The organism is Nitratireductor sp. XY-223 (assembly GCF_004959855.1).
GTDB lineage: Bacteria > Pseudomonadota > Alphaproteobacteria > Rhizobiales > Rhizobiaceae > Hoeflea_A.
Window position 1 is genome coordinate 771,551 of record NZ_SPNT01000002.1, and the last position, 26,624, is coordinate 798,174.

Annotated in this window: 23 protein-coding genes; 18 read left to right on the top strand and 5 right to left on the bottom strand. The window is 64.0% G+C overall.

Translation table 11 applies throughout. From position 1 onward, the window contains the following. Positions 1-70: 70 nt before the first annotated feature. On the top strand, positions 71-718 hold the full coding sequence (msrA, locus tag E4M07_RS10255) for a peptide-methionine (S)-S-oxide reductase MsrA (protein ID WP_136658203.1): 648 nt from the start codon (positions 71-73) through the stop codon (positions 716-718). A gap of 5 nt (positions 719-723) precedes the next feature. On the opposite strand, the gene E4M07_RS10260 is transcribed toward msrA, so the two are convergent. Continuing rightward, positions 724-1,881, bottom strand: coding sequence for a YHYH protein (locus E4M07_RS10260; protein ID WP_206057213.1), 1,158 nt, complete (start codon positions 1,879-1,881; stop codon positions 724-726). Between the two features lie 333 nt (positions 1,882-2,214). Here E4M07_RS10260 and E4M07_RS10265 point away from each other — a divergent pair, with 333 nt between their 5' ends. The 9 genes from E4M07_RS10265 to lpdA all read left to right on the top strand — a co-directional run bounded on the left by E4M07_RS10265 (position 2,215) and on the right by lpdA (position 13,719). Then, positions 2,215-2,724 (top strand): protease inhibitor Inh/omp19 family protein, encoded by a 510-nt coding sequence (locus tag E4M07_RS10265; protein WP_136658204.1) that lies wholly within the window; start codon positions 2,215-2,217, stop codon positions 2,722-2,724. A gap of 37 nt (positions 2,725-2,761) precedes the next feature. Beyond that, a complete protein-coding gene (zapE, locus tag E4M07_RS10270; RefSeq protein WP_136658205.1) occupies positions 2,762-3,928 on the top strand; it encodes a cell division protein ZapE in 1,167 nt (388 codons plus the stop codon). Between the two features lie 196 nt (positions 3,929-4,124). After that, a complete protein-coding gene (mdh, locus tag E4M07_RS10275) occupies positions 4,125-5,087 on the top strand; it encodes a malate dehydrogenase (protein WP_136658206.1) in 963 nt (320 codons plus the stop codon). A gap of 23 nt (positions 5,088-5,110) precedes the next feature. Next, positions 5,111-6,307 (top strand): ADP-forming succinate--CoA ligase subunit beta, encoded by a 1,197-nt coding sequence (sucC, locus tag E4M07_RS10280; RefSeq protein ID WP_136658207.1) that lies wholly within the window; start codon positions 5,111-5,113, stop codon positions 6,305-6,307. A 3-nt stretch (positions 6,308-6,310) separates the two neighbouring features. Beyond that, positions 6,311-7,222, top strand: coding sequence for a succinate--CoA ligase subunit alpha (sucD, locus tag E4M07_RS10285; RefSeq protein ID WP_136658208.1), 912 nt, complete (start codon positions 6,311-6,313; stop codon positions 7,220-7,222). 277 nt (positions 7,223-7,499) lie between these two features. After that, positions 7,500-10,481 (top strand): 2-oxoglutarate dehydrogenase E1 component, encoded by a 2,982-nt coding sequence (locus tag E4M07_RS10290; RefSeq protein WP_136658209.1) that lies wholly within the window; start codon positions 7,500-7,502, stop codon positions 10,479-10,481. Between the two features lie 49 nt (positions 10,482-10,530). Next, a complete protein-coding gene (gene odhB / locus E4M07_RS10295; RefSeq protein WP_136658210.1) occupies positions 10,531-11,766 on the top strand; it encodes a 2-oxoglutarate dehydrogenase complex dihydrolipoyllysine-residue succinyltransferase in 1,236 nt (411 codons plus the stop codon). Positions 11,767-11,772: 6 nt separating this feature from the next. Further along, the gene (locus tag E4M07_RS10300) at positions 11,773-12,276 is read left to right on the top strand and encodes a hypothetical protein (RefSeq protein ID WP_136658211.1); all 504 of its coding nucleotides are present in this window, start codon (positions 11,773-11,775) and stop codon (positions 12,274-12,276) included. A gap of 30 nt (positions 12,277-12,306) precedes the next feature. Then, positions 12,307-13,719 carry a dihydrolipoyl dehydrogenase gene (lpdA, locus tag E4M07_RS10305; protein ID WP_136658212.1) on the top strand — a complete coding sequence of 471 codons (1,413 nt, stop codon included), beginning with the start codon at positions 12,307-12,309 and terminating at the stop codon, positions 13,717-13,719. An 11-nt stretch (positions 13,720-13,730) separates the two neighbouring features. Here the strand turns inward: lpdA and E4M07_RS10310 are convergent, their stop codons facing one another. The 3 genes from E4M07_RS10310 to E4M07_RS10320 all read right to left on the bottom strand — a co-directional run bounded on the left by E4M07_RS10310 (position 13,731) and on the right by E4M07_RS10320 (position 16,844). Further along, on the bottom strand, positions 13,731-14,813 hold the full coding sequence (locus E4M07_RS10310; protein WP_169054158.1) for a TraB/GumN family protein: 1,083 nt from the start codon (positions 14,811-14,813) through the stop codon (positions 13,731-13,733). 195 nt (positions 14,814-15,008) lie between these two features. Continuing rightward, complete coding sequence (locus E4M07_RS10315) at positions 15,009-15,806, bottom strand: nitroreductase family protein (RefSeq protein WP_136658214.1); 798 nt, start codon at positions 15,804-15,806, stop codon at positions 15,009-15,011. A gap of 96 nt (positions 15,807-15,902) precedes the next feature. After that, positions 15,903-16,844, bottom strand: a complete 942-nt coding sequence (locus E4M07_RS10320; protein ID WP_136658215.1) for a tyrosine recombinase XerC — start codon at positions 16,842-16,844, stop codon at positions 15,903-15,905. 239 nt (positions 16,845-17,083) lie between these two features. Here E4M07_RS10320 and E4M07_RS10325 point away from each other — a divergent pair, with 239 nt between their 5' ends. The 7 genes from E4M07_RS10325 to E4M07_RS10355 all read left to right on the top strand — a co-directional run bounded on the left by E4M07_RS10325 (position 17,084) and on the right by E4M07_RS10355 (position 23,601). After that, the gene (locus tag E4M07_RS10325; protein WP_246660404.1) at positions 17,084-17,992 is read left to right on the top strand and encodes a 1-acyl-sn-glycerol-3-phosphate acyltransferase; all 909 of its coding nucleotides are present in this window, start codon (positions 17,084-17,086) and stop codon (positions 17,990-17,992) included. A gap of 229 nt (positions 17,993-18,221) precedes the next feature. Next, positions 18,222-18,536 carry a hypothetical protein gene (locus tag E4M07_RS10330; RefSeq protein ID WP_136658216.1) on the top strand — a complete coding sequence of 105 codons (315 nt, stop codon included), beginning with the start codon at positions 18,222-18,224 and terminating at the stop codon, positions 18,534-18,536. Then, positions 18,533-20,185, top strand: a complete 1,653-nt coding sequence (locus E4M07_RS10335; protein ID WP_136658217.1) for a methyl-accepting chemotaxis protein — start codon at positions 18,533-18,535, stop codon at positions 20,183-20,185. The genes E4M07_RS10330 and E4M07_RS10335 overlap by 4 nt, the downstream gene beginning before the upstream one ends. Before the next feature lie 55 nt (positions 20,186-20,240). Then, on the top strand, positions 20,241-21,377 hold the full coding sequence (locus tag E4M07_RS10340; protein ID WP_136658218.1) for an AAA family ATPase: 1,137 nt from the start codon (positions 20,241-20,243) through the stop codon (positions 21,375-21,377). A gap of 118 nt (positions 21,378-21,495) precedes the next feature. Further along, positions 21,496-21,915 (top strand): MAPEG family protein, encoded by a 420-nt coding sequence (locus E4M07_RS10345; RefSeq protein ID WP_136658219.1) that lies wholly within the window; start codon positions 21,496-21,498, stop codon positions 21,913-21,915. 162 nt (positions 21,916-22,077) lie between these two features. Then, entirely contained in the window at positions 22,078-22,485 is a 408-nt protein-coding gene (locus E4M07_RS10350) for a universal stress protein (RefSeq protein WP_136658220.1), read from the top strand. 138 nt (positions 22,486-22,623) lie between these two features. Further along, on the top strand, positions 22,624-23,601 hold the full coding sequence (locus E4M07_RS10355; RefSeq protein WP_136658221.1) for an oxidoreductase: 978 nt from the start codon (positions 22,624-22,626) through the stop codon (positions 23,599-23,601). Between the two features lie 85 nt (positions 23,602-23,686). On the opposite strand, the gene fsa is transcribed toward E4M07_RS10355, so the two are convergent. Continuing rightward, on the bottom strand, positions 23,687-24,340 hold the full coding sequence (gene fsa, locus E4M07_RS10360; protein WP_136658222.1) for a fructose-6-phosphate aldolase: 654 nt from the start codon (positions 24,338-24,340) through the stop codon (positions 23,687-23,689). A gap of 82 nt (positions 24,341-24,422) precedes the next feature. Between fsa and E4M07_RS10365 the strand changes: the two genes are divergently transcribed. Next, positions 24,423-26,621, top strand: coding sequence for a primosomal protein N' (locus E4M07_RS10365; protein WP_136658223.1), 2,199 nt, complete (start codon positions 24,423-24,425; stop codon positions 26,619-26,621). Positions 26,622-26,624: the final 3 nt, after the last annotated feature.

A 26,624-nucleotide genomic window follows, 5' to 3' on the forward strand; every position in this document is an offset into this window, starting at 1 on the left:
GTGCGCCGTCGCGGCTTCTGCGCCTATGGCGGCCGGAAACGGAATTCGAACAGACCGGAGCGAAAAAACCATGCGTAAAGTCCTGATCGTTGCCGCTCTTGCCGCCGGTGCCGCCGTCGCGGCGGTGGCGGGCTATGCGCCGATGACACCGGTTCAGGCGCAGGGCGAACGCCCGGAGGATGTCGAAGTGGCGATCTTCGCCGGCGGCTGCTTCTGGTGCGTTGAGTCGGACTTCGACCATGTTCCGGGGGTCATCGAGACGATCTCGGGCTATACGGGCGGCCATCTGGACAATCCCTCCTACCGGGACGTCGTCTCGGAGACGACCGGGCATCGTGAGGCGGTCAAGATCACTTACGATCCGAAAAAGGTCAGCTATCAGCAGCTTCTCGACGTGTTCTTCCGCAGCGTCGACCCGACCGATCCGGACGGCCAGTTCTGTGACCGCGGCGAGAGCTATTCAACGGCGATATTCACCCTCGACGAACAGCAGAAGATGCAGGCGGAAACGGCCAGCGCCGAGGCCATGAAGGCGCTCGGAAAGACAATCGCGACGCTGATCGTCCCGGCCGAGATGTTCTACCCGGCCGAGCAGTATCACCAGGACTATTATCTGAAGAACCCGGTGCGGTACCGCATTTACCGGCTCGGATGCCGGCGCGACGCGCGCATCGAGTCCCTGTGGGGCGAGGAAGCCCACAGCGGCATCGCCAAATAACCGGGTTACCTGCCGCGCGCCGCGTCAAGGGCCCGCCTGATTTCGTTCGCGGGGATACCGAGCAGGCGCGATGCCTGCTGGAAGTCCGGCGGCGGCGGTCCTACTGCTTTGCGCAGCGTTTCGGTTGACACGCCAAGCTCTGCAGCCGCTTTCGACAGCACCTGTTCGCGCCCGCCCGGACCGCCCCTTCTTTCGGGCGGTCGCCGTCCCGCACCCTCCCGGGGCCGCTGCGGCGCGCCGCTTACCGACCCGGGCACATTGACGGGCGTTCCCATGAAACAGCCGATCGAATAGGGATACTCGTCGGTCATGTGGTAGTGGTAGAGGCTGCGCTGCTGGCCGTCCCAGTCAATGACGTGCGCGTGGCCGTGACAGGCGTCCAGGTCGGCATTGGTCAGCGTCTTGCCGTCCTGCCCGTACTTTCCGAACATGCCGAACCCGTCGATGGCATAGCCGACGAGATCCGAATGGCCGCCGGGCTGGGACCGCGTGTCGTCGATACACGGCGTCATGTTGTGATAGTGATACTGACCCCTCTCCTGCGGATGGCCGCCGCAGCTGTCCTGCATCTCATGTGCCGGTGCGTCGTCGCCGCGTCCGTCGAGCGCGTTGTACTGTGCCGCGTTGGTGAGCGAGAAGCCGATCATGCCCATGGGAACACAGCTCGGCGCGGCCGCGACGGCGGGAACGGCCGGCAGTTCCAGCAGGATATCCTGCTCGGTGATGCGCCCGTTGTTCCTGTCGTAGCGGTAGGCCGGATCGCTGCGCCGGATCGGAAAGACGCCGGTCGGATGGGTGGGCAGATTGTTGGCGCGGACCACGCGCCTGTCCCCCTCCAGTTCAATCGATATCCGCGCCGGCCATGTGACGGATCCCTCGACATGGGGCTTTTTCTCCGGGTTCCACGTGGATGCGCCGAGCCAGTCGCCCGATGAATGGGCGCCCGGCGTGTTCTTGTTGAAGCGTTGCTGGCAGGAAAAGACGTAGCCGGCCCTCGGCGCGTCCGTGATCTTGTCATCGCCCAGCGGCAGGTCATGCGCGGACGCGGCATGAAGGCCCCCGGCCAAAAGCGCTGCCTGGCCCCCGGCCAGAAAGACGGCAGCGGTCGCGGAGTTCGAAAGGCTGCCCCGCAAGGCCCGTCGCATACTGCTTGCTTCCGGCATGGCTTTCCCCCAGGGCGTGGTGTTGATCCAGGAAACACAAGCATGCGGACCGCGGCCCGGCCATGACAAGTTAACATTTCTTAATGTGTGGGCTGCACCGCCCGGGATGGCCATCGGCCGGGCCGAATTGCGGTGGGTTGCAACGGGCCGGCCCCGCGAGAAACCGGCCCGGAATCGGCGCGATGATCCGTTGCCGGTTTTGCGGCGTAGGAAGATTTGTGCAAATTTAATACAAATTTTGCCATCTTTGTGTATTGAATCCCGTCAACCCGATATAGGTGTTGACATATGGGGCAAGGGTGATTCCCGGGTTTTGCATGTGGGGATGAATTGATGCGGAATGGAATAGTCGTGATCGCGCTGTGTGCGACGGTCGCTGTGGCGGGATGCCAAAGAACCGGTTTCGGCGGCGGGTTCGGGCAGCCGTCGCCCCTGTCTCCGGCTCCGGTCGGCGATATCCAGAGCGGGCAGCTGCCACCGGCCGGGCAAAGCGATTTCCCGGACGCGCCGACAACGCAGGGTCCGAGCGAGCAGGAACTGCAGGCCGTTGCCGCGAATGCACCGGAGGTGACCCGCGATTCGATGGTCGGCCGCTGGACGATCTCGACCGGCGGCAACAGCTGCGATGTCTTCCTGGCGCTGACCAAGTGGACCGGCGGCTATCGCGCCGCCTCACGCGGCTGCAACGACCAGGCGGCCCTGATCTCGGCCTGGGACGTGCAGGGCAAGCAGGTGATCCTCAACGACTCGTCCGGCAACCAGTTCGCGGCACTCTACAAGTCCGGCGAACAGCGGTTTGACGGAACGACGGCGGCAGGCCAGCCGATCAGCCTCAACAGGTAAGCTGCGAAAACCGCACCGTGCGCGTGGACACTTCCCTATGAGCATCGCCGACCGGATCACCGTCTCCGAGCGCTATGGCGCGCTGGTCGACAGCGGTGAAATCGAGAGCGACGTTGCGCAGGAGTCGCTGGCAAAGGCCCTTGACCGGGTGCTTTCGGAAATCGGCGAGCGGCGGCTGACCAGCAAGTCCAGCCATCTCGGCTGGCTTTTCGCGCGGCGGCACAAGAAGCTTCCCCCCATCCGGGGACTTTACATCCACGGCGCCGTCGGTCGCGGCAAGACGATGCTCATGGACCTTTTCTACGAGCTGATCGTCGCGCAGCGGAAAAGGCGGGTGCACTTCCACGATTTCATGGCCGATGTGCATGAGCGGATCTACGCGCACCGCCAGGCGCTCAAGCGCGGCGAGACGAAGCAGGAGGATCCGATTCCGCCGGTGGCGTCCCAGCTTATCGCCGAGGCGTGGGTCCTGTGTTTCGACGAGTTCTCGGTCACCGACATCGCCGACGCGATGATCCTGTCGCGGCTCTTCGAACAGCTCTTCCAGCGCGGCTGCGTCCTTGTTGCGACCTCCAATGTGGAGCCGGACGACCTCTACCACAACGGATTGAACCGGCAGCTCTTCCTGCCTTTCATCGATCTCCTGAAGTCGCGGGTCGACGTCTTCAACCTCGATGCGCGGACCGACTACCGGCTGGAGAAGCTGAAGCAGCTGCCGGTTTACCTGACGCCGATCAACGACGCGACGAAGATTGAAATGGCCAAGGCGTGGCGCGAAATGACCGTCGGCCACATCGCTCATCCGCACACGATCAGCGTCAAGGGCCGCGAGATCGAGGTGCCGCTGGAGGCCGGCGGTATTGCCCGTTTCACCTTCGACGAGCTGTGCGCGCGGCCGCTCGCGGCGAGCGACTACCACATCATCGCGCATCGCTATCACACGGTGTTTCTGGAAAATGTCCCGATCATGGACGAGGACCGGCGAAACGAGGCCAAGCGCTTCATCAATCTCGTCGACATGCTCTACGATGCGGGCACGAGGCTGATCGTTTCCGCCGCCGCCGCGCCGGAGGATCTGTACGTCGGCAAGCGCGGGGCCGAGAGTTTCGAGTTCGCCAGGACGGCGTCCCGGCTCTTCGAAATGCAGAGCGCCGACTATCTTGCCGCCAGCCGGGCGGTCACCGACGTCGCCGAAAGCGCCTGACTTTGCTCAACCAGATGTGAAAGCACCTCGAAAACTCTTACGTTTACGTAAGAGTTTGTGCATCTAACCGTTTGAATTTTCTTATATCGAAAGTTTGAGTTGCCAAAATCGATCTGGGAGTCTAATCAACTTTCCGGTTTGCGGCATGCTGACGCAGCCTGCCGCGGGGACAAACGGATCTCGGAGGTGTCATTTTATGGCGCGAAACAAAATCGCATTAATCGGCTCAGGCATGATCGGCGGCACGCTCGCCCATCTGGCGGCGTTGAAGGAACTGGGCGATGTCGTCCTGTTCGATATCGCAGAGGGCATACCACAGGGCAAGGGCCTCGATATCGCCCAATCCGGGCCGGTGGACGGCTTCGACGCCGAACTGACGGGCGCCAATGACTACGCCGCGATCGAGGGCGCCAATGTCTGCATCGTGACCGCCGGTGTGCCGCGCAAGCCGGGCATGAGCCGCGACGACCTCCTCGGCATCAACCTGAAAGTGATGGAACAGGTTGGCGCCGGCATCAAGAAATACGCGCCGAACGCCTTCGTCATCTGCATCACCAACCCGCTCGACGCGATGGTCTGGGCGCTGCAGAAATTCTCCGGTCTGCCGAAGAACATGGTCGTCGGCATGGCCGGGGTCCTCGACAGTTCGCGCTTCCGCCACTTCCTGGCCGACGAGTTCGATGTCTCGGTCGAGGACGTCACCGCCTTCGTTCTCGGCGGCCATGGCGACTCGATGGTGCCCCTGGCCCGCTACTCGACGGTTGCCGGCATACCGCTGCCCGACCTCGTCAAGATGGGCTGGGTGTCGAAGGGACGGCTTGAGGAAATCATCCAGCGCACGCGCGACGGCGGCGCCGAGATTGTCGGCCTGCTGAAATCCGGCTCGGCCTACTACGCGCCGGCGGCTTCGGCGATCTCGATGGCCGAAGCGTTCCTGAAGGACAAGAAGCGGGTGCTGCCCTGCGCCGCGTACCTGTCCGGCCAGTACGGCGTCAAGGACATGTATGTGGGCGTGCCGACCGTGATCGGCGCCGGCGGCGTCGAGCGCGTCATCGAGATCGACCTCAACAAGTCCGAGAAGGATGCATTCGACAAATCCGTCGGTGCCGTTGCCGGACTGTGCGAGGCCTGCATCGCCATCGCGCCCAACCTGAAATAGCCGGAAATACGGGATTTCCATCCATGAACATTCATGAATACCAGGCCAAGGCCCTGTTGAAGAGCTTTGGCGCACCGGTCGCCGAGGGCGTGCCGATCTTCTCCGCCGACGAGGCGGCAAATGCAGCGGCCAAGCTCCCCGGACCGCTCTACGTGGTCAAGACCCAGATCCATGCCGGCGGCCGCGGCAAGGGCAAGTTCAAGGAACTGCCGGCCGATGCCCAGGGCGGCGTGCGGCTCGCCCGCTCGGCCGACGAGGTCGTTTCCCATGCTTCCGAGATGCTCGGCAACACGCTGGTCACCAAGCAGACCGGCGCGCAGGGCAAGCAGGTCAACCGGCTCTATATCGAGGACGGCGCGGACATCGACCGCGAACTTTATCTCTCCATTCTCGTCGACCGGACGGTCGGCCGCCCGGCCTTCGTCGTCTCCACGGAAGGCGGCGTCGATATCGAGGCGGTTGCGGAAGAGACGCCGGACAAGATCCTGACCCTGCCGATCGACCCGGATACGGGCGTCACCGAGGCCGACGCGGCGCGGCTTTGCGACGCGCTGGAGCTTTCCGGCGAGGCGCGCACCGACGGCATGGCGCTGTTTCCGGTCCTCTACAAGGCCTTTGTCGAAAAGGACATGAGCCTTCTCGAGGTCAATCCGCTGATCGTCATGAAAAACGGCCGGCTGCGGGTTCTCGACGCCAAGGTCTCCTTCGACGGCAACGCGCTTTTCCGCCACGATGACATCATCGCGCTGCGCGATACGACCGAGGAGGATGCGAAGGAAATCGAGGCCTCCAAGTTCGATCTCGCCTATGTGGCGCTCGACGGCAATATCGGCTGCATGGTCAACGGCGCCGGTCTTGCCATGGCAACGATGGACATCATCAAGCTCTACGGCGCCGAACCGGCGAACTTCCTCGATGTCGGCGGCGGCGCCTCCAAGGAAAAGGTCACCGCGGCCTTCAAGATCATCACCGCCGATCCGGCGGTCGAGGGCATCCTCGTCAACATCTTCGGCGGCATCATGCGCTGCGACACGATCGCCGAGGGCGTCGTCGCGGCGGTCAAGGAAGTGGGCCTCAAGGTGCCGCTGGTGGTGCGCCTGGAGGGCACCAACGTGGAGAAGGGCAAGAGGATCATCAATGAAAGCGGCCTCAACGTCATTGCCGCGGACGATCTGGACGACGCCGCCCAGAAAATCGTCAAAGCGGTGAAGGGGGCCTGATCCATGTCGATTCTCGTCAACAAAGACACCAAGGTCCTTGTCCAGGGCCTGACCGGAAAGACCGGCACCTTCCATACCGAGCAGGCGCTGGCCTATTACGGCACCAAGATGGTCGGCGGCATTCACCCGAAGAAGGGCGGCCAGGTCTGGACCGGCAACGTCGGCGACGGCACCGTCGACCTGCCGATCTTCGCCTCCGTCGCCGAAGGCAAGGAGCGCACCGGCGCCGACGCGTCGGTGGTCTATGTTCCGCCGGCCGGCGCCGGGGCGGCGATCATCGAGGCGATCGACGCGGAGATCCCGCTGATCGTCTGCATCACCGAGGGCATTCCGGTCTCCGACATGGTCAAGGTCAAGCGGCGGCTGGAGAAATCCTCTTCGCGGCTGCTCGGCCCAAACTGCCCCGGCGTTTTGACACCGGAAGAATGCAAGATCGGCATCATGCCGGGCAATATCTTCAAGAAGGGCTCGGTGGGCGTCGTGTCCCGGTCGGGAACGCTTACCTACGAGGCGGTGTTCCAGACCACGAACGAGGGTCTCGGCCAGACCACCGCCGTCGGCATCGGCGGCGATCCGGTCAAGGGAACCGAGTTCATCGACGTCCTGGAGATGTTCCTTGCCGACGAGGAAACCAAGTCGATCATCATGATCGGCGAAATCGGCGGCTCGGCGGAAGAGGAGGCGGCACAGTTCCTCGCCGACGAGGCGAAGAAAGGGCGCTCCAAGCCGACGGTCGGTTTCATCGCCGGACGCACGGCGCCGCCCGGACGCACCATGGGCCATGCCGGCGCGGTGATTTCCGGCGGCAAGGGCGGTGCGGAGGACAAGATCGCCGCGATGGAGGAGGCGGGCATCCGCGTGTCGCCATCGCCGGCCCAGCTCGGCAAGACTCTGGTCGGATTGCTGAACGGTTGAGATTGACGAAGGGCGGCATCGCGGTGCCGCCCTTCAACGGCCCGGAACACACAAAAGTGTCCGGCTAACGAAGCGCCGAAAGCGGCGCAATTCCGGTGTTCCCGAACCGCAATGGCGGCGGGAGCCGGCGAATATGCAAGGCGGGACTACACAGTCAAAGGCCCACACTGCATATTTGATCTTTGGGTGGAAACGTGCCGTACCCGTAACGGGTACACAACGCCGGGCGGCAGTGCCGCAACGTACCAAGGAGGCGGGGATACCTCGCAAAGGGCAGATGGCAAGACAGGAAGCCAACGAAACCTTCCAGGCAACTTCATTTCTTTACGGCAGCAACGCATCCTACATCGAGGAACTCTACGCGCGGTATGAGGACGATCCATCGTCCGTGCCGCCAGAGTGGCAGAGCTTCTTCGCCGCCCTCAAGGACGATGCCGACGATGTGCGCAAGGCGGCGCAGGGCGCGTCCTGGAAGCGCGACAACTGGCCGGTCACAGAGAACGGCGAGCTGGTGTCGGCACTCGACGGCGACTGGGGTGCCGTCGAGCAACACTTCGAATCCCGGATAAAGGACGAATCCGCCAACGGCGCCACGGTCCTTTCCCATGACGAGGTGCAGCAGGCCACGCGCGACTCGGTGCGCGCCATCATGATGATCCGCGCCTACCGCATGCGCGGCCATCTGCACGCCAAGCTCGATCCGCTCGGCATTGCCGAGGAAAAGGAGGACTACAACGAGCTGTCGCCGGAGAATTACGGCTTCACGGAAGCCGATTTCGACCGGCGCATCTTCCTCGACAACGTGCTCGGCCTCAAATACGCGACCATCAACGAGATGCTTGACATCCTCAAGCGGACCTACTGCTCGACGATCGGCGTGGAGTTCATGCATATCTCCAACCCCGAAGAGAAAGGGTGGATCCAGAAACGCATCGAGGGCCCCGACAAGGGTGTCGAGTTCACGCCGCGCGGCAAGATCGCGATCCTGCAGAAACTGGTCGAGGCGGAGGGCTTCGAGCAGTTCATCGACGTCAAGTACAAAGGCACGAAACGGTTCGGCCTCGACGGCGGCGAGTCGCTGATCCCGGCGCTCGAGCAGATCATCAAGCGCGGTGGCCAGATGGGCCTCAAGGAAATCGTCCTGGGCATGTCGCACCGGGGCCGCCTGAACGTGCTTTCGCAGGTCATGGGAAAATCCCACCGGGCGATCTTCAACGAGTTCAAGGGCGGCTCCTTCACGCCCGACGACGTCGAGGGATCCGGTGACGTCAAATACCATCTGGGCACGTCGTCGGACCGCGAATTCGACGGCAATATGGTGCACCTGTCGCTGACGGCGAACCCGTCGCATCTCGAGATCGTCAATCCGGTGGTCATGGGCAAGGCGCGCGCCAAGCAGGATCTGCTGGCCGGCCATCCGCGCGGAGAGATCGTGCCGCTGAGCGAGCGGGTGCGGGTTCTGCCGCTGCTGCTGCACGGCGACGCGGCCTTTGCCGGGCAAGGGGTGGTTGCCGAATGTCTGGGCCTTTCCGGACTGCGCGGCCACCGGGTCGCCGGCACGGTGCATGTCATCGTCAACAACCAGATCGGCTTCACCACCAATCCGCGCTTCTCACGTTCGTCGCCCTACCCGTCCGATGTCGCCAAGATGATCGAGGCGCCGATCTTCCACGTCAACGGCGACGATCCGGAGGCCGTGGTCTATGCCGCCAAGGTGGCCACCGAATTCCGCATGACCTTCCACAAGCCGGTGGTGCTCGACATGTTCTGCTACCGCCGCTTCGGCCACAACGAGGGCGACGAGCCGGCGTTCACGCAGCCGATCATGTACAAGAAGATCCGCTCGCACGAGACAACCCTGCAGATCTACGGGCAGAAGCTGGTCAATGAGGGCCTGCTCGGCCTTGGCGACGTCGAAAAGATGAAAGCCGACTGGCGCGCCTTCCTGGAGCAGGAGTTCGAGGCCGGCAATTCCTACAAGCCCAACAAGGCCGACTGGCTGGACGGTGTGTGGTCGGGTATGCGGGTCGCTGACAACCAGGACGAACAGCGGCGCGGCAAGACCGCCCTGACGGTGAAGAACCTCAAGGAGATGGGGCGCAAGCTGTCGACCGTCCCGGAAGGATTTGCCGTGCATCGCACGGTCCAGCGCTTCATGGATCACCGGTCCAAGATGATCGATACCGGCGACGGCATCGACTGGGCCACCGGCGAGGCGCTGGCCTTCGGCTCGCTGCTGCTCGAGGGCCATTCGGTGCGCCTGTCCGGACAGGACTGCGAGCGCGGAACCTTCTCGCAGCGTCACTCGGTGCTTTACAGCCAGACGGACGAGGAGCGCTACATTCCGCTCAACAATCTCGGCAAGGGCCAGGCGCTCTACGAGGTGATCAACTCGATGCTCTCGGAAGAGGCGGTGCTCGGGTTCGAATACGGCTATTCGCTTTCCGAACCGAACGCGCTGACGCTCTGGGAGGCGCAGTTCGGCGATTTCGCCAACGGAGCGCAGGTGGTCTTCGACCAGTTCATCTCCTCGGGCGAGCGCAAATGGCTGCGCATGTCGGGCCTCGTATGCCTGCTTCCCCACGGATACGAGGGCCAGGGGCCCGAGCATTCCTCCGCCCGTCTGGAGCGTTTCCTGCAGCTGTGCGCGGAAGACAACATGCAGGTGGCGAATTGCACGACGCCGGCGAACTACTTCCACATCCTGCGCCGGCAGATGAAGCGCAATTTCAGGAAACCGCTGATCCTGATGACCCCGAAATCGCTGCTGCGCCACAAGCGGGCGATCTCGCAGCTATCCGAAATGGCCGGCGACAGCTCCTTCCACCGACTCTTGTGGGACGATGCCGAGGTGCGCAAGGACCAGGCCATCAAGCTGCAGAAGGACAACAAGATCCGGCGCGTCGTGATGTGCAGCGGCAAGGTCTACTACGATCTTTACGAGGAGCGGGAGCAGCGCGGCACGGACGACGTCTACCTGCTGCGGCTCGAGCAGCTCTACCCGTTCCCGGCCAAGGCGCTGATCAACGAATTGTCGCGCTTCCGCGACGCCGAGATGGTGTGGTGCCAGGAAGAGCCCAAAAATATGGGTGCCTGGGGCTTCATCGACCCGTATCTGGAATGGGTTCTGGCGCATATCGACGCCAAGTACCAGCGCGTGCGCTACACCGGCCGGCCGGCCGCCGCGTCGCCCGCGACGGGCCTCCAGTCGAAACACAAGGCACAGCTTGACGCCTTCCTTGAAGACGCGCTCGGCTGATGAATGCTCTCGAATCCTGTCCTGAAACGACAAATGGAAACTGAATAAAATGGCCACAGAAATTCGCGTTCCCACCCTCGGGGAATCCGTTACCGAGGCGACGATCGGAACCTGGTTCAAGAAGGTCGGCGATGCAATCGCCACGGACGAGCCGCTGGTCGAACTGGAAACCGACAAGGTGACGATCGAGGTGCCGGCGCCCGCCGCCGGCACGCTTTCGGAAATCGTCGCCAACGAGGGCGACACGGTCGAAGTGGATGCGCTGCTCGGTCAGATCGCCGAGGGCGAAGGCGCGGCGGCGCCCGCAGCCAGCGCCGCGCCGGCGGAAGCTGCCGCGGCCGCACCGGCCGCAAACGCCACGCCGGCCGAACCCGCACCGGCTCCCGCCGCGCCGAAGGACACCGACATGCCGCCGGCGCCCTCAGCTGCCAAGATGATGGCGGAGAAAAGCATTTCCGTCGATCAGGTCGCGGGAAGCGGCAAGCGCGGCCAGGTTCTGAAGGGCGATGTCATCGACGCCCTGGCCAAGGGGATCGCCGAGCCGGCACCGGCGAGCGCACGGGCGCCGTCGAGCAGCGAGGACGAGGCGCGCGAGGAGCGGGTCAAGATGACCCGGCTGCGCCAGACGATCGCCCGCCGGCTCAAAGACGCGCAGAACACGGCCGCGATGCTGACCACCTATAACGAGGTGGACATGACCGCGGTGATGGAGCTGCGCAAGAAATACAAGGAACTGTTCGAGAAGAAGCACGGCGTCAAGCTCGGTTTCATGGGTTTCTTCACCAAGGCCGTGTGCCACGCGCTGAAGGAAATCCCCGCCGTCAATGCCGAGATCGACGGCACCGAGATCATCTACAAGAACTTCTGCCATGTCGGCGTCGCGGTCGGCACCGACAAGGGGCTGGTGGTTCCGGTCGTGCGCGACGCGGACCGGCGGTCGATCGCCGGGATCGAACAGGAAATCGGGCGGCTGGGCCTTGCGGCCCGCAACGGCGAGCTCAACATGGCCGACATGCAGGGCGGCACCTTCACCATCTCCAACGGCGGCGTCTACGGATCGCTGATGTCGTCGCCGATCCTCAACGCGCCGCAATCGGGCATCCTGGGCATGCACAAGATCCAGGAAAGGCCGGTCGCGCTCGGCGGCCAGGTGGTTATCCGGCCGATGATGTATCTCGCGCTTTCCTATGATCACCGGATCGTCGACGGCAAGGAGGCGGTGACGTTCCTCGTGCGGGTCAAGGAAAGCCTGGAGGATCCGGAACGGCTTGTCCTGGACCTCTAGAGCAAGATGAACCACCTTCTCCTCCAACCGATGGTCCTGGCGGCGGTCGTGCTGACCGCTGCCCCGGGCTGGACGGAGGGGACAAGCGGACGCACCTGTCCGCAGGCGCTTGCGGGTTACGGGACGACGGACCAGCGCATGCTGTTGGAGTTTTCCGGATCGGCCGATCTGAGCTTCAGCGTGGTCGTCGAGGGCAGGGACGGGCGGTTCAACGGGTTTGTCTATCCGGCGGAGGAAGAAGGCGGCATGGCCGGCGTCATCCTTGACGATTGTCCCGAGGGCGACGTAACCGGCGCCGAACTCGATGCCTGCACGATATGGCAAGGCCCGGTCCGGACCGTCGACGTGGACGGCAATACCGGCGACCTACCGGCTGCGGACCAGCCGGCCGCGGGCTATCTGCAGCTCGACGGCCTTTCTGCGGCGCTCAACGAATGGACGCCGGACCTGACGGCCGGGTTGCCGGCCGACGAGATCGAGAAACTAACGCTACTGGCCTGCCTCGAATAGGCGGCAAACGGGGATGAAAAGGAAAGTCTGATGGCTGAACCATACGATGTCATCGTGGTCGGGACCGGTCCGGGGGGCTATGTGTGCGCGATCAAGGCGGCGCAACTGGGCCTGAAGACGGCCGTCGTCGAAAAACGCGATACGCTCGGGGGCACCTGCCTAAATATCGGCTGCATCCCGTCCAAGGCAATGCTTCACGCCTCTGAGATGTTCTCGGAGGCCGGTCATGCCTTTCCCGAGCTCGGCATCGATACGGGAAAACCGAAGCTCAATCTGGAAAAGATGATGGCGCACAAGGACGCGACAGTGAAGTCGAATGTCGACGGCGTCGCTTTCCTGATGAAGAAGAACAAGATCGACGTCTATACGGGAACCGGCAAGATCGTCGGCAAGGGCAAGGTCTCGGTCACCGACAGCAAGGGCGACAGCGTCGAACTCGACACGAAGAACATCGTCATCGCCACGGGGTCGGACGTCGCGGGCATACCCGGCGTGGATGTGAAATTCGACGAGAAGATCATCGTCTCATCCACCGGTGCGCTGGAATTGCCGAAGGTCCCGAAACACCTGGTTGTCGTCGGCGGCGGGGTCATCGGGCTTGAACTCGGTTCGGTCTGGGCCCGGCTCGGCTCGGAAGTCACGGTCATCGAGTTCCTCGACAAGATTCTCGGCTCGATGGACGGCGAGGTCTCCAAGCAGTTCCAGCGCATGCTCGGCAAGCAGGGGCTGACCTTCAAGCTCGGCTGCAAGGTGACCGACGTCAAGGCGACCAGCCGCTCGGCCAAGGTGACGTTCGAGCCGGTGAAGGGCGGCGACGCCGAGACCGTCAGCGCCGATGTCGTGCTGGTGGCGACGGGCCGCAAGCCCTATACCGAAGGCCTCGGCCTGGAAAGGGCTGGCGTGATCGTCGACGAGGCGGGGCGGGTGATCATCGACGAGCATTTCCGCACCAATATCTCGGGAATCTACGCTATCGGCGACGTCGTCGCAGGGCCGATGCTTGCCCACAAAGCCGAGGACGAGGGCGTCGCGGTCGCCGAGATCATGGCCGGACAGGCGGGGCACGTGAACTACGGCGTTATTCCGGGCGTCGTCTACACGCAGCCAGAGGTCGCCTCGGTCGGCAAGACGGAAGAGGAGCTCAAGGCGGAGGGCGTTGCTTACAAGGTCGGCAAGTTCCCGTTCTCGGCCAACGGCCGCGCCCGCGCCATGCTGCAGCCGAACGGTTTCGTCAAGGTGCTTTCCGACAAGGCGAACGACCGGGTGCTCGGCGTGCATATCCTCGGCTTCGGCGCCGGCGAGATGATCCACGAGGCGGCCGTCCTGATGGAGTTCGGCGGCAGCGCCGAGGATCTCGGCCGCACCTGCCATGCCCACCCGACAATGTCGGAAGCGGTCAAGGAGGCGGCGCTCGCCGCCTTCGACAAGCCCATTCACATGTAGGGACGCCGGCGTCAGCGGACGGCGGTGACGGTGTATCCGCGCTCGCGCAGCAGTTTGACCAGGCCCTCGTCGCCGGGAAGGTGCAGCGCTCCCACGGCGACGAACGCGTTGCCTTCCTCAAGCATGGGCAGCACGCGTTCGGCCATGGTGTGGTTGCGCTTCAGGACGAGATTCTTTTCGAATTCCGCGTAGGCGCCGGTCTCGGCCGCGCCCGACTCTATGGTGGTCGCCTCGACGAGCGGCATGATCATGCCGATCTGGCCGTCGAGATAAAGTTCCGTCATGGTCGCCGTCACGTCCTCCAGCAGGTCGCCCAGCGTCGCCGTGTCGGCCAGCAATTGCGCCTGGACGTCGAGCGGAAGCTCCGACAGCACGGAGAGCTGTTCCTTCAGCGTTTCCAGGCCGGCGAGCGTCTTGCCGCCGTGCAGCGCGTCGTCCGCCAGTTGCTTGTCGAGGAAGGACACGCCTTGTGCCCGGCGGGCCAGTTCGCATTCGGGCACCGATATGAGGCTGAAGACCATCCAGGGCTGCATGCGCGACACAAAGGTGATCGGAACGCCGCGCTCCTTGAGCACAGCCTCCACCTCGGCGAGATCCGCTTCCTCGAGAAGGCTCTGAAGCGTCGTTCCGGCATCGAGCATGGTCAGGCTCGGATCCGTCATCAGCGATGCCATGGCACCCTCGAGATCGGTGATCTCCGACGATTCGACGACCACGGTGCCGGCGCTGTCGAATGCCGCGCGCGCCGCCTCGGACATCTCAAGCACCCGGGGATCGGTGGCGTGCATGGTTCCGAACAGCCATGACGGTGCGCTCCCGTCGCGCTCGATGCGCCACAGGAGGCTGTTTCCATTGGGAATTTCCGCCGCCTTTTCGCGAATTCCGGCAAGAAGCTCCGGATTGTCGCGGGCCAGGGCCTCCACCAGGTTGTCTCCCCGGCAGGCGATTTCCTGCGCCTCGGCGCGGCCGGTGGCCGCCAGAAGGGCGGCGACAAAGGACAGCACGAGCAAAAGATGCAGCGCGATGGCCGCCGCGAGGGCCCAGTTGAAGCGGACCGCCGGCATACGGACCAGCGGCGGTGAGATGAATGTCATGGCCGTTTCCACGCGAAGACAGGGTTGCCGCCACATTAGCCGCGCATTGCGTGCCAAACGGTTAACGGGGCCTTTCAGCCTCGCCGATTGGCGGCATTGGGTTAACAAATCCTTGGCGCCGTGTATCTCCGCCCTCCAAGGCGGTCGTTAAAGACCCGCTGAGGGCGTGGCACGGGCGCTAGACGACCGGTCTAGTCAATCGATTTTCGAGGCGTCCTTGTACATGACCCGGTGGCGGCGGTTGCGGATCCAGTCGTCGAGTTCCTCGTCGGTCATGAAGTGGCGCGGATCGAAACGGTCGCGGTTGGCGATCTCGTCGAGCGGCTTTCGCCAGCGCTTGTAGGGTTTTTGCGCCGGCGGGCCGAACAGGAAGATGTCGAGCACCGAGAGCTGTTCGGGTATTCCCAAGAGCGGCTTCATGGCCTTTTGCGCGTTTTCCTGGCCGATCGCGGTGACCCACCAGACATTGTAGCCGAGCGCCGCGGCGGCCAGATGGGCCGACATGGTCGATGCCGCGACCGATTGCAGGAGGATGCGTTCGGCGTTCTCCTTGTACATGCGGTCGAGTTCGCTGTCGTCGTTCAGCACCGGAAAGGCGTTGACCCATCGCATGTCGGAGCACACCACGATGAAGCCGGGCGCCGTCGCCAGGCCGCGATAATCCGGCGTCGGAAACTTCATTTTCGCCTTGGCCCGAAAGCGCTGCTCGGAAACGAAATAGTCGGTGATCTCGTCCTTGACGGCCTGGTCGCGCACGATCACATAGTGCCAGGGCTGCGCATTGGCGCCGGACGGCGCGTGCCGGGCGGCCTCCAGGATCAGGTCGTAATGGTCTTCGGGAACGGTGAACGAAGTATCGAATTTGCGCACCGTGACCCGGTTTCGCATCACCTGCATCATCGCGTCGTAGCGCTCGCGCGACCCGATCTCGGGCAGGTCGACTTCAGCTTCGGCCTCGGCGAGGTCTACGGCGGGTGTGGTATTTTGCGACATGGCTTTGTCCTCCCATGGTGCAGCAGCGCGGCTCCGGGTGCGGGCGCGAATCCTAGGAGACCACTATATTCCGCGGCCGGACGCGGAGAAAGCCGTTCAAACCCTCGGATGGGACTTCTGGTAGGCTTCGAGCAGGCGCGCCGTGTCAACGCCGGTATAGATCTGGGTGGTCGACAGGCTGGCATGGCCGAGCAGTTCCTGGATGGAGCGCAGGTCGCCGCCGCCGGCCAGGAGATGGGTCGCAAAGGAATGCCGCAGCGCATGCGGCGTCGCGGTGTCGGGAAGGCCGAGCGCCGAGCGCAGCCTGCGCATTTCCTTCTGGATGATCGCCGGCTGAAGCCGGCCCCCGCGCACGCCGCGAAACAGGGGTTCGCCCGCTTCCAGATCCCATGGGCAGAGGTCTTGATACTGCCGGACGGCCGCCGTGGCGGCGGGAATGAGCGGCACCATGCGGGTCTTGCCGCCCTTGCCGGCAATGTACAAAGATGCCGGATTTCCGTTGAAATCCTGTGGGTTAAGCGCCAGCGCTTCCGATATGCGCAGACCGCAGCCGTAGAGCAGCGACAGGACCGCGGCGTTGCGGGCAGCGACCCATGGCTCCTCGGCCAACTGTTCGCCGCTTTTCGTCACCGCGACCGCCTGATTGTCGGTCAGCGGCTTCGGCAGGGATTTCGGTTGCCTTGGTGCCCGCATCGCCTGGATTCCGGCGGCATTGGCGAGGCCGCGCCTTTCCAGAAACCGCAGGAAAGAGCGGATTCCGGCAAGACTTCGGCCAAGGGTGCGGGCCCCGGCGCCGTCGCGGCGGCGATGGGCCAGAAAAGCACGCATGTCAGCGGGCCGGAGATCGCCGATATCCGCGAGCCCCGGTGCGCCGGCCAGATGTCCGGTCAGAAAGGTCAGGAACTGGCGGACATCACGCAGATAGGCGTCCAGCGTGTGCGCCGAAAGGCGCCGCTCCTGCCTGAGGTTTGCCGCCCAGGCCTGCAGTTGCTCGGCCAGATCCGGCCGCGCGGCAATCAAAAATTGTTCGTCCTTCATGACCCGTCGTGAACCATATTTTGTGCACGGCCGGCAAGGTGCCGGCGCGGACATGCAATCGCCGCTTGAAGGTGGTAACCAAAAGCATTACGTGACCACCAGTTGATAGCAGTGGCATTGTCGCGCACCTCGGTTATGCTACTGTTAACTCAGCAGGTGAATGGATGCGGGGCGGCTCCTGTCATGGTGAGTACACATTTGACTGCAATAGAGACTCTACATCGTTGCGGGGATAGTATATGGCCCAGAAACGCTTTCAGCTGATGAATTTCGACGATCTCGCTGACCGCATCGCGCTCGTGTCCTACGGGCAGCCCGGTCATGTCGTCGATGAGCTGATCGCTGAGCGCGGCCAGAAGATCGTCAAGAACCCGCTGTGGCCGATCATGCGGCCGCTGCTGCACACGGTGCTGCACTACCGGCAGGCGATCGCGTTCGCCGACGCCATTGCCAACCTGCCCGGTTACGATGCGATGGAGTATGCGAGCAATTTGCTTAATCTCGAGCTGCACGTCCGCAACAAGGACCGCATTCCGGAAAGCGGCGGATTCGTGCTGGTCTGCAACCATCCGACCGGTATCGCGGACGGTGTTGCCGTGTTCGATCTTTTGAAGGACCGGCGGCCGGATATGATGATTTTCGCCAACCGGGACGCGCTAAGGGTCAACCCGCGCTATGTCGAGATGCTCATTCCGGTCGAGTGGCGCGAGGAGTACAAGAGCAACCTGAAGGCGCGCGAGACGCTGCGGCTGACCAACCGGGCGGTCGAGGAAGGCAAGGCGACCGTGCTGTTCCCGTCGGGCCGCATCGCCTACTGGGCCAATGGCAAGCTCAACGAACGGCCGTGGAAACAGTCCGCCGTCGGCCTGGCGCGGCGCTACAATCTTCCGGTCCTGCCGGTGCATATGTCGGCCCGCAACTCGGGTCTCTTCTACTGGCTGTCTAAATATTCGACGGAACTGCGCGACATGACCGTGTTCCACGAGGTGCTCAACAAGAAGCGCAAGACCTTCGAGTTCAATATCGGGCACCTGATCCCGCCGGAGCGGCTGGATGGCGATGTCGCCACGATCACCAAGTCGCTGGAACATCATTGCGTTCACGAGCTTGCCGACGATCCGGACCGGGAATTCGTCAACGGCGGCTGAGCGCCGCCGGAAAACGCCGGCGCGGTTCATTCAACAAACCGTTTACCATGCCGAAAGCATTGCGCCCTAAAGTGGTGCCCGGCGCTTGCGGCGCAGTGCGGTGACATGATTGCAAAACCGCGCCTTCGCGTTTCTAGAGGCATGAAGCCGCCGCCGAACAAGCTCATCCGGAGCGATGCGTTTCAGCAAGGCCGTGCCATTTCGCCCGGCCTCATGCGTTGGTGTGCGATTGTCCGTCACAAAAAAAGGCTGGCTCGTGATAGCGGCCAATGCGGCTTTGGCCGCCGTTGTGCTGCTGATGGCCCTTGCCGTGCCGCGCAGCCCCTACCTCATCGTGGTGGCGCCGCCATGGCACAGCGACAGCCCAGTCTTGCGGATCATCGCCGAAGCGGACGGAACGATCGTCGAAAACGGCCGTTTTGACTGGATCGCCATCGCCCATTCAAATCAATCGGAATTTGCATCCCGGCTCATGAAGCGCGGTGCGCTTTTGGTCATCGACCACGCGCTGGCGGCCGGGTGCCTCAGGAGGAATTCAACATGAATGCTCTGGAAGCTTTACGCTCCAAGGTGTCGATCGGGGTGGTTGCACTGCTGTGGGTCAATTTCGCCCTCCTGGTCGCCCGGGCCGTTTTCGGGACCGAGGCGTCGCTGCCGGTGCTGCTGGGCGGGGGTTTCGCGATCGCTGCCGCCGCAACCGGAACCTGGTACTTCGACCGCACCGGGCCGGCGACGCGCATCGTCACCTCGATCGCGCAGTTCGCTCTTGTGTCGCTGCTGGTCTACGGCTTCACCGGATCGCCGCTGCAGATCGACATGCACATGTATTTCTTCGCCTCGCTGGCGGTCAGCGCCGCATGGATCGACTGGCGCTCAATCGTCGCCTTTTCCGGCGCGACAGCCCTGCACCACCTCATCCTCTATTTCGTGCTTCCGATGGCCGTTTTCCCCGGCGAATCGGATCTCGCAAGGGTGGCGCTGCACGCCGTTGTCCTCGTCCTGCAGAGCGGTGTGCTCCTGATCATGTCCTGGTCGGTCGAGCGGTCGCTGATCGCCGCCGAATCGGCAACGGGCGAGGCTCAGGCCGCGCAGGAGGCGTTGGCCGCCGAATCCGCCAAGGCGGAGGAACTGCACCAGCAGACGGATGAGGAGCGGGCCCAGCGCGATGCCGAAAAGGAAGAGGCGGCGCGGGAACAGCGCACCGCCATAGAGCAGATCGCCGCCGGGCTCGGTCGCCTTGCCGACCGGGACTTCTCCCGCGGCATCGATGCCGCCTTCTCCGGCGAACTCGATCAGGTGCGCACAGACTTCAACCGGGCCATTGAACAGCTCCAGTCGGCGCTGCGGGAGGTCAATTCAAGCGCAGGCAACATCAATGCCGGCTCTGCCGAAATCCGCAACGCGACCGACGATCTGTCGCGCCGCACCGAACAGCAGGCCGCCTCGCTCGAGGAAACGGCCGCAGCGCTCGGCGAGATCACGACAACGGTCCAGAACGCCGTTGAACGGGCCGACGAGGCGCGCAAGATGGTGTCCGAGGCCAAGGTCGACGCGGACGAGTCCGGGGAGATCGTCGAGAAGGTCATCAAGGCGATGGACGAGATGGAGGGCTCCTCCAAGAAGATCGGCCAGATCATCGGGGTGATCGAGGACATCGCCTTCCAGACCAACCTCCTGGCGCTCAATGCCGGGGTCGAGGCGGCGCGGGCCGGCGAGGCCGGCAAGGGTTTCGCGGTCGTGGCGCAGGAGGTGCGCGAGCTGGCGCAGCGCGCCTCGAACGCGGCCAAGGAGATCACCACGCTGATCGAGGCCAGCGACGGGCACGTCACGTCGAGCGTCGAACTCGTCAACAAGACCGGTGCGGTGCTCAACTCCATCGCCGGCAAGGTCGTCGATATCGACCGCCATATCGACGCCATCGCCAGTTCCTCGCGCGAGCAGTCCGCCGGTCTGCAGCAGATCAACGTGGCGGTCAGCCAGATGGACCAGTTCACCCAGCAGAATGCCGCAATGGTCGAGGAGACCACCGCGTCGACCCACGCGCTGGCGGCCGAACTCGATGGTCTTTCGAACCAGATCGCCCGGTTCGAGCTGGGCGAGGCCCCGGCAACGGGGATCGCCGCGCAGGACGAGGCCGAGCCGGCTGATGCGTTTGAGGACGAGCTGGTCTATCAGCAGGAATCTGCCGCGTAGTCCGCACGCGTTGGCGCGGCTTGTGGGGCGCGCCGACTCGGCTTAGCTTCGGCGCATGTATTTGCGCTCAATGTCCGCCGGGAACTACCGGTCCCTGCGTTCGATCCGCATGGACCTTGGATCCGTGAACCTCTTTGTCGGCGCCAATGGCGTCGGCAAATCAAATCTCTACCGTGCGCTGCAACTCATCAAGGCTTCCGCCGACGGGCGTCTTTCCCATCTGATCGCCGAGGAGGGCGGCATCTATTCGGCCTTCTGGAGCGGTGGAACGCGCAAGCACGAAAAGGCGCGCATCACCCTTGCGGCGGAGATCGTCGACGAGCAGACGGGCATCGTCTACCGGTACAGCATCGAAGCCGGCTTCAAGCCGGCCGAGCCGTCGGCGGGTTTTTCCCACGAAGCGCAGATCAAGAAAGAGGAGCTGACTGTCGATACGGGCAGGCGGCCGGTGGTGACCATGCGGCGCGAGGGCTCGCATATCTCCGCGCGCGGCGAATCCGGCAGGATGGAGGACTATCCCGAGCAGGCCCTGACCTCGGAGACAGCGCTGTTCATGCTCGGCGATGCGGGCCGCTATCCCGAAATCAGCACCCTGCGGCACATCATCGGGCAATGGCGGTTCTATCACGGGTTCCGTTCCGATGCCGGATCTCCCCTGCGTCAGCCGTGCCTGGCGATCACCGCGCCGATGCTCGAGGAGGACGGGGCCAATATCGCCGCGGTGTTCGCAACGATCGCCCATACGCGGCAGGACACGATCGATCTCGACCGCGCCGTCTACGACGCGTTTTCCGGCGCAGCGCTTTCCGTTCCGGTGCCCGAGGAATATGCCAGTTTCGGGCTGGTTTTCCCGGATTTTCCGCAACGCATCTTCCAGCCGCGCGAACTGTCCGACGGGCAGATCCGCTTCCTCGCACTGGCGGCGGCGCTGATGTCCTATCGCCGGCCGCCCTTCATCGCTCTCAACGAGCCGGAGGCCAGCCTGCATCCGGACATGCTGCCGGCGCTTGCCGGCATGATCGCCAGTGCCTCGGCGGACAGCCAGGTCTGGGTTGTCACCCATTCCGGGGCGCTCGCGGATGCGCTCGGCGAGCGCTGCGGCGTGCGCCCGAAAACCGTCATCCGCCAGGACGGCGCCACCTGGATCGAGGGCATGACGCTGACCGGGGCGATGGACGACGAGGAAGACTGAACGGCCGGGATGGCGGGCGAACTTGCCCGAAAAGCCGGCTGGGCGTACCGTCGACATCAGCCAATCTGCTTGGGACTTGCCGGATTGGAAGGTTTTTCCGGCAAAAAGGAGGAAGAAGATGGTTGAAGCACTCATACCCTATGGCGGCAGCATTATCGGCCTGATGATCACCGGGATCATCATCCTGGCCCTCGGACCCGCCGTTGCTGCCAGAAAGGCCAGCGCGGCGATCACGCCGGGATCGGAGCCGGACAGGAACTACGACGACGCCATCTATCGGCTGCACCGATGCCATGTGAACGCGGTCGAGAACTATGCCCAGTTCGCCATACCGACGCTGTTTGCCATGCTCCTGGGGGCCTCGGTCACCTGGGTCGCCGTCCTGGTGTGGGCGACCGTCGTCGCACGTCTGGCATACTCGATCGTCTACCTGCAGAAGATCGGACAGCCGGCGCAGAGCGTGCGGTCGTTCATCTACGTGGCCTCTTGGATCTTCAACATCGCGATGGTGATCCTGGTCATACTGGCGGTGCTCTAGGAACCGGCACAATCCGGTCGGCCGGCGTCCGTCCCGGATCGCCGGGGCCGTAATTGACGGGCGCGTCGGCAGACGATTGAGCCATGTCAATGCGGAGCGCGTCACAATGTGCGACAAGCCGACCGGCAGGTGCATGGCACCTGCCGGTTGGAGATAACACCCATGTATAAAAACATCCTTGTTCCAGTCCTTATCGGCGAAGATCACGATACGCAGCCATCCTTTCTCGCAGCCCGCACGCTCGCGGATGAAGGCGCCAATTTCACCGTGCTGCACGTCATGGAGGCGATCCCGAGCTTCGTGGCAACGCAATTGCCGAAGGATGCCCTCGACAGATCGCGTGACCACGCCGAGAAGGCCCTGATCAAGTCCGCCGCCGCCCTGCCGGGGGCGTCGACGCATCTCGCGGTCGGCCATGCCGGGCGATTCATCGTCGATTATGCCGAAGAGCACGGTGTCGACTGCATCATCATCGCCTCGCACAGGCCGGGCATCGAAGACTATTTCCTCGGCTCGACCGCCGCCAGGGTGGTGCGCCATGCCCAGTGTGCGGTGCATGTCATCCGCTGACCCACGGATTGTCGCCGGCCCTCAGCGATAACGTGCTAAGCTCGGTGGCAGTTTCACCCCGTCGGACACCTTGGCCGGTGCCGTGCGGCGTGCCCTTGCCGCCGGGCGCCAGGGCGAACACATGACCGGGAGCACAAAATGGCAACCACCGACCAGATTCCGACGAATTCCGGCTTCCATGCAAAAAGCACCGGTTCCGAGGTTCTTTCCGGCATTGATCTGACCGGAAAGACCGTGATCGTGACCGGCGGCTACAGCGGGATCGGACTGGAAGCGGCGCGCTGTCTGGCGCGCAACGGGGCCTCGGTCATCGTGCCGGTTCGCTCGCCCGACAAGGCAAAGGAGAACCTCGCCGATATGCAGGGCGATGTGAAGACCGCGCCGATGGACCTCGCCGATCTCGCATCGATCCGGAAATTCGCGGATTCGATCCTGGAATTCAGTCCGCGCCTCGACCTTCTGATCAACAATGCCGGCATCATGGCCTGCCCGGAGGCCCGGGTCGGTCCCGGTTGGGAGTCCCAGTTCGGCGTCAACCACATGGGCCATTTCGCCCTGACTACGGCCTTGCTCGACCTTCTGAAGAAGACATCCGGGGCAAGGGTTGTCGCACTCTCGTCAACGGCCCACAAACTGACCGACATGCGCTGGGACGACATACAGTACGACAGGACCGACTATGACAAATGGCAGGCATACGGCCAGGCAAAGACCGCCAACGCCCTGTTTGCCAACGGGTTGTCGCGGCGCTTGGCGGACAGCGGGGGCCTGGCGTTCTCGGTCCACCCGGGCGGGATCTTCACGCCCCTGCAGCGACACCTGCCGCAGGAAGAGATGATCGCGCTCGGCTGGCTGGACGAAAGCGGCGAGCCGTCGGAACCCGCCAAGCAGGGATTCAAGAACCCGGAGCAGGGCGCATCCACCACCCTGTGGGCGGCAACCTCGACGAAGCTTGAAGGAAAACCGGGCGTTTATTGCGAGGATTGCGACATTGCCGCGATCACCGATCCGGATAGCCCCTATGCCCGGTATATGGGCGTCGATCCGCACGCCTGCAGCGACGAATCCGCCGAGCGGCTCTGGGAGATCAGCGAAAAGCTGTTGGCGAAGGCTTAACCGGACAAGGCAGTGAAGGCGATGTCCTGTCGCCCTCACCACGGCGGCCGATCCGGTGACCGCCCGCATATGCTCGATCGGCGGATCAGCCGATCGACTGGCCGGTCTTGGCCCAGTCGGCGAGGAAGGCCTCCAGGCCCTTGTCGGTCAGCGGATGTTTGACGAGCGCGCGCAGCGTCGCCGGAGGGACGGTGGCGACATCGGCGCCGATCAGGGCGGCTTCCTTGACATGGTTCACGGTGCGGATCGAAGCCGCGAGAATCTCGGTCTCGAACTCGTAATTGTCATAGATCCTTCGGATATCGGCGATGATCTCCATGCCGTCGATCGCCGTATCGTCCAGGCGGCCGATGAAGGGCGAGATGAAGGTCGCGCCGGCCTTGGCGGCCAGCAGCGCCTGGTTGGCCGAGAAGCACAGGGTCACATTGACCTGCTGACCGGCCGTGGTCAGCGCCTTGCAGGCCTTCAGCCCGTCGAAGGTCAGCGGCACCTTGATGCAGATGTTGTCGGCGATCTTCGAGAGGACCGCGGCCTCGGTCATCATGCCGTCGAAATCGGTTGCCGTGACCTCGGCCGAAACCGGGCCGTCAACGATCGAGCAGATTTCCTTCGTCACGTCCATGATGTCCCGTCCGGCCTTCATGACCAGCGACGGGTTGGTGGTCACGCCATCGAGCAGGCCAAGCGCATTCAATTCCTGGATTTCGCTGACATCTGCCGTATCGACAAAAAATTTCATTGTGTGTCTCGTCTCTCATGAGCGGTTAATTGGCGGTCGCGGGTTTTCTTTAGATGAAACGCGGGGCAAGGTCACCCTCAAGATGAAAGATTCGCCGCTCCTGCCGCTGACCGACCAGCCGGTTGCAATCGTGCCGGTGCTGTTGCCGCTGCCGACGATGCAGGCCTATTCCTATGCCGTGCCGGACGACGTCGCCGTGCGGCCGGGATCGGTCGTGCAGGTGCCGCTCGGACCGCGGCAGGTGGCGGGGATCGTCTGGGACGGCAAGACCGATGATGTCGATCCGGAAAAACTGCGCCCCATAACGCTTGCCTTCGACTGCCCGCCGATTGCCGGTGACATGCGCCGCTTTCTCGACTGGGTCGCAGCCTACACTTTGTCGCCGCCCGGACTGGTGGCCCGCATGGCGCTGCGCGCGCCGGCCGCCTTCGAGCCTGAGGCGCCGACGGAAGGCGTACGGCTGACCGAACGGCGCCCGGAGCGCATGACGTCGGCGCGCGAACGGGTGCTGTCGCTTGCCGCGGACGGATTCGGCTGGACACGGACCGGCCTGGCCCGCGCCGCAGGCGTTTCGGTAAGCGTCGTCGACGGGCTTTTGAAACAGCATGTGTTCGAGACGATCCAGATTCCGCCGCAACCGGTCGTGCCCTATCCGGACCCGGCGTTCCGGCTGCCGGAGCTGAGCCCCGACCAGCGAGAGGCCGCCGATCTTCTGACCGCGCCGCAGGACAGTGCCGCGCCGGTCTTCCTCATCGACGGCGTCACCGGATCCGGCAAGACCGAGGTCTATTTCGAGGCCGTTGCCGAGGCGATCCTTGCCGGAAGGCAGGTGCTCATCCTGCTGCCGGAGATCGCGCTGACCTCGGCCTTCCTCGACCGGTTCGAGCGCCGCTTCGGCTGCCGGCCGGCCGAGTGGCACTCCGATGTCCCACCGCGCATGCGCGAACGGGTGTGGCGGCAAGCCGCGACCGGCGACATCCGGGTTGTCGCCGGGGCCCGCTCTGCGCTGTTCCTGCCGTTCGACAATCTCGGCCTGATCGTCGTCGACGAGGAGCACGACAGCGCCTACAAGCAGGAAGACCGGGTGTTCTACAACGCCCGGGACATGGCCGTGGTGCGCGCCCATATCGGGCGGTTTCCCGCCATACTCGCATCGGCCACGCCGTCCATCGAAAGCCGGGTCAATGCCGACAGCGGCAAATACCGGCGCATTCACCTGCCGGAGCGCTTCGGCGGCGCAGCCCTGCCGGACCTCAAGCTGATCGACATGCGGCGCGATCCGCCGGCGCGCGGCGGTTTCCTCTCTCCGAAACTGATTGAGGCCGTCGGCAAAACCATCGAAGGCGGCGAACAGGCGCTGCTTTTCCTCAACCGGCGCGGCTACGCCCCGCTGACGCTGTGCCGGGTGTGCGGCCACCGTTTCCAGTGCCCAGACTGTTCGGCCTGGCTGGTCGAGCACCGGTTCCGGCGCCAGCTGCAGTGCCATCATTGCGGCCACGCGGAACCGACGCCGGAGGCGTGCCCGGAATGCGGTACGCTCGACCATCTCGTCGCCTGCGGCCCCGGCGTCGAGCGCATCGCCGAGGAGGTCGACCGGCATTTTCCCGGCGCGCGCACGATCGTGCTTTCCTCCGACATGACCGGCGGCGTGCGCCGCCTGCGGCTGGAACTGGAAGCCATCGCCAAGGGCGAGGTTGATATCGTCATCGGCACGCAGCTCGTCGCAAAGGGGCACAATTTTCCGATGATGACGCTTGTCGGCATCGTCGACGCCGATCTCGGGCTCGCCAATGGCGACCCGCGCGCCGCGGAACGCACATTCCAACTGCTGTCGCAGGTGACCGGGCGTGCCGGGCGGTCGGGGCGCCGCAGCCGCGGCCTCCTGCAGACCTACCAGCCGCAGCATCCGGTTATCCAGGCGATTGTCTCCGGCGACGCTGAGTCGTTCTACGCGCGCGAGATCGACGAGCGCGAACGGGCAAAGCTGCCGCCGTTCGGGCGCATGGCGGCGCTGATCGTCTCGGCGGCCGACCGGCCGGAAGCGGAAGCGCATGCGCGCGGCCTGCGGCGCGCCGCGCCCGCGGCGCACGATATCCAGGTGCTGGGGCCAGCGGAGGCGCCGATGGCGCTGATCCGCGGGCGCTATCGCTACCGGCTGCTTGTCCACGGTGGCCGGCAGTCGGACCTCCAGGCCTTTGTCGCGAAGATGATCGAGAACGGACCGAATCCGCGGGGGTCCGTGCGCGTGCAGATCGATATCGACCCGCAGAGTTTCATGTGACGT

What these genes read in the sequence shown, in the direction of transcription:
- msrA (WP_136658203.1), top strand. Translation starts at nt 71, where the DNA reads ATGCGTAAAGTCCTGATCGTTGCCGCTCTTGCCGCCGGTGCCGCCGTC.
- E4M07_RS10260 (WP_206057213.1), bottom strand. Translation starts at nt 1,881, where the DNA reads ATGCCGGAAGCAAGCAGTATGCGACGGGCCTTGCGGGGCAGCCTTTCG.
- E4M07_RS10265 (WP_136658204.1), top strand. Translation starts at nt 2,215, where the DNA reads ATGCGGAATGGAATAGTCGTGATCGCGCTGTGTGCGACGGTCGCTGTG.
- zapE (WP_136658205.1), top strand. Translation starts at nt 2,762, where the DNA reads ATGAGCATCGCCGACCGGATCACCGTCTCCGAGCGCTATGGCGCGCTG.
- mdh (WP_136658206.1), top strand. Translation starts at nt 4,125, where the DNA reads ATGGCGCGAAACAAAATCGCATTAATCGGCTCAGGCATGATCGGCGGC.
- sucC (WP_136658207.1), top strand. Translation starts at nt 5,111, where the DNA reads ATGAACATTCATGAATACCAGGCCAAGGCCCTGTTGAAGAGCTTTGGC.
- sucD (WP_136658208.1), top strand. Translation starts at nt 6,311, where the DNA reads ATGTCGATTCTCGTCAACAAAGACACCAAGGTCCTTGTCCAGGGCCTG.
- E4M07_RS10290 (WP_136658209.1), top strand. Translation starts at nt 7,500, where the DNA reads ATGGCAAGACAGGAAGCCAACGAAACCTTCCAGGCAACTTCATTTCTT.
- odhB (WP_136658210.1), top strand. Translation starts at nt 10,531, where the DNA reads ATGGCCACAGAAATTCGCGTTCCCACCCTCGGGGAATCCGTTACCGAG.
- E4M07_RS10300 (WP_136658211.1), top strand. Translation starts at nt 11,773, where the DNA reads ATGAACCACCTTCTCCTCCAACCGATGGTCCTGGCGGCGGTCGTGCTG.
- lpdA (WP_136658212.1), top strand. Translation starts at nt 12,307, where the DNA reads ATGGCTGAACCATACGATGTCATCGTGGTCGGGACCGGTCCGGGGGGC.
- E4M07_RS10310 (WP_169054158.1), bottom strand. Translation starts at nt 14,813, where the DNA reads ATGACATTCATCTCACCGCCGCTGGTCCGTATGCCGGCGGTCCGCTTC.
- E4M07_RS10315 (WP_136658214.1), bottom strand. Translation starts at nt 15,806, where the DNA reads ATGTCGCAAAATACCACACCCGCCGTAGACCTCGCCGAGGCCGAAGCT.
- E4M07_RS10320 (WP_136658215.1), bottom strand. Translation starts at nt 16,844, where the DNA reads ATGAAGGACGAACAATTTTTGATTGCCGCGCGGCCGGATCTGGCCGAG.
- E4M07_RS10325 (WP_246660404.1), top strand. Translation starts at nt 17,084, where the DNA reads ATGGCCCAGAAACGCTTTCAGCTGATGAATTTCGACGATCTCGCTGAC.
- E4M07_RS10335 (WP_136658217.1), top strand. Translation starts at nt 18,533, where the DNA reads ATGAATGCTCTGGAAGCTTTACGCTCCAAGGTGTCGATCGGGGTGGTT.
- E4M07_RS10340 (WP_136658218.1), top strand. Translation starts at nt 20,241, where the DNA reads ATGTATTTGCGCTCAATGTCCGCCGGGAACTACCGGTCCCTGCGTTCG.
- E4M07_RS10345 (WP_136658219.1), top strand. Translation starts at nt 21,496, where the DNA reads ATGGTTGAAGCACTCATACCCTATGGCGGCAGCATTATCGGCCTGATG.
- E4M07_RS10350 (WP_136658220.1), top strand. Translation starts at nt 22,078, where the DNA reads ATGTATAAAAACATCCTTGTTCCAGTCCTTATCGGCGAAGATCACGAT.
- E4M07_RS10355 (WP_136658221.1), top strand. Translation starts at nt 22,624, where the DNA reads ATGGCAACCACCGACCAGATTCCGACGAATTCCGGCTTCCATGCAAAA.
- fsa (WP_136658222.1), bottom strand. Translation starts at nt 24,340, where the DNA reads ATGAAATTTTTTGTCGATACGGCAGATGTCAGCGAAATCCAGGAATTG.
- E4M07_RS10365 (WP_136658223.1), top strand. Translation starts at nt 24,423, where the DNA reads ATGAAAGATTCGCCGCTCCTGCCGCTGACCGACCAGCCGGTTGCAATC.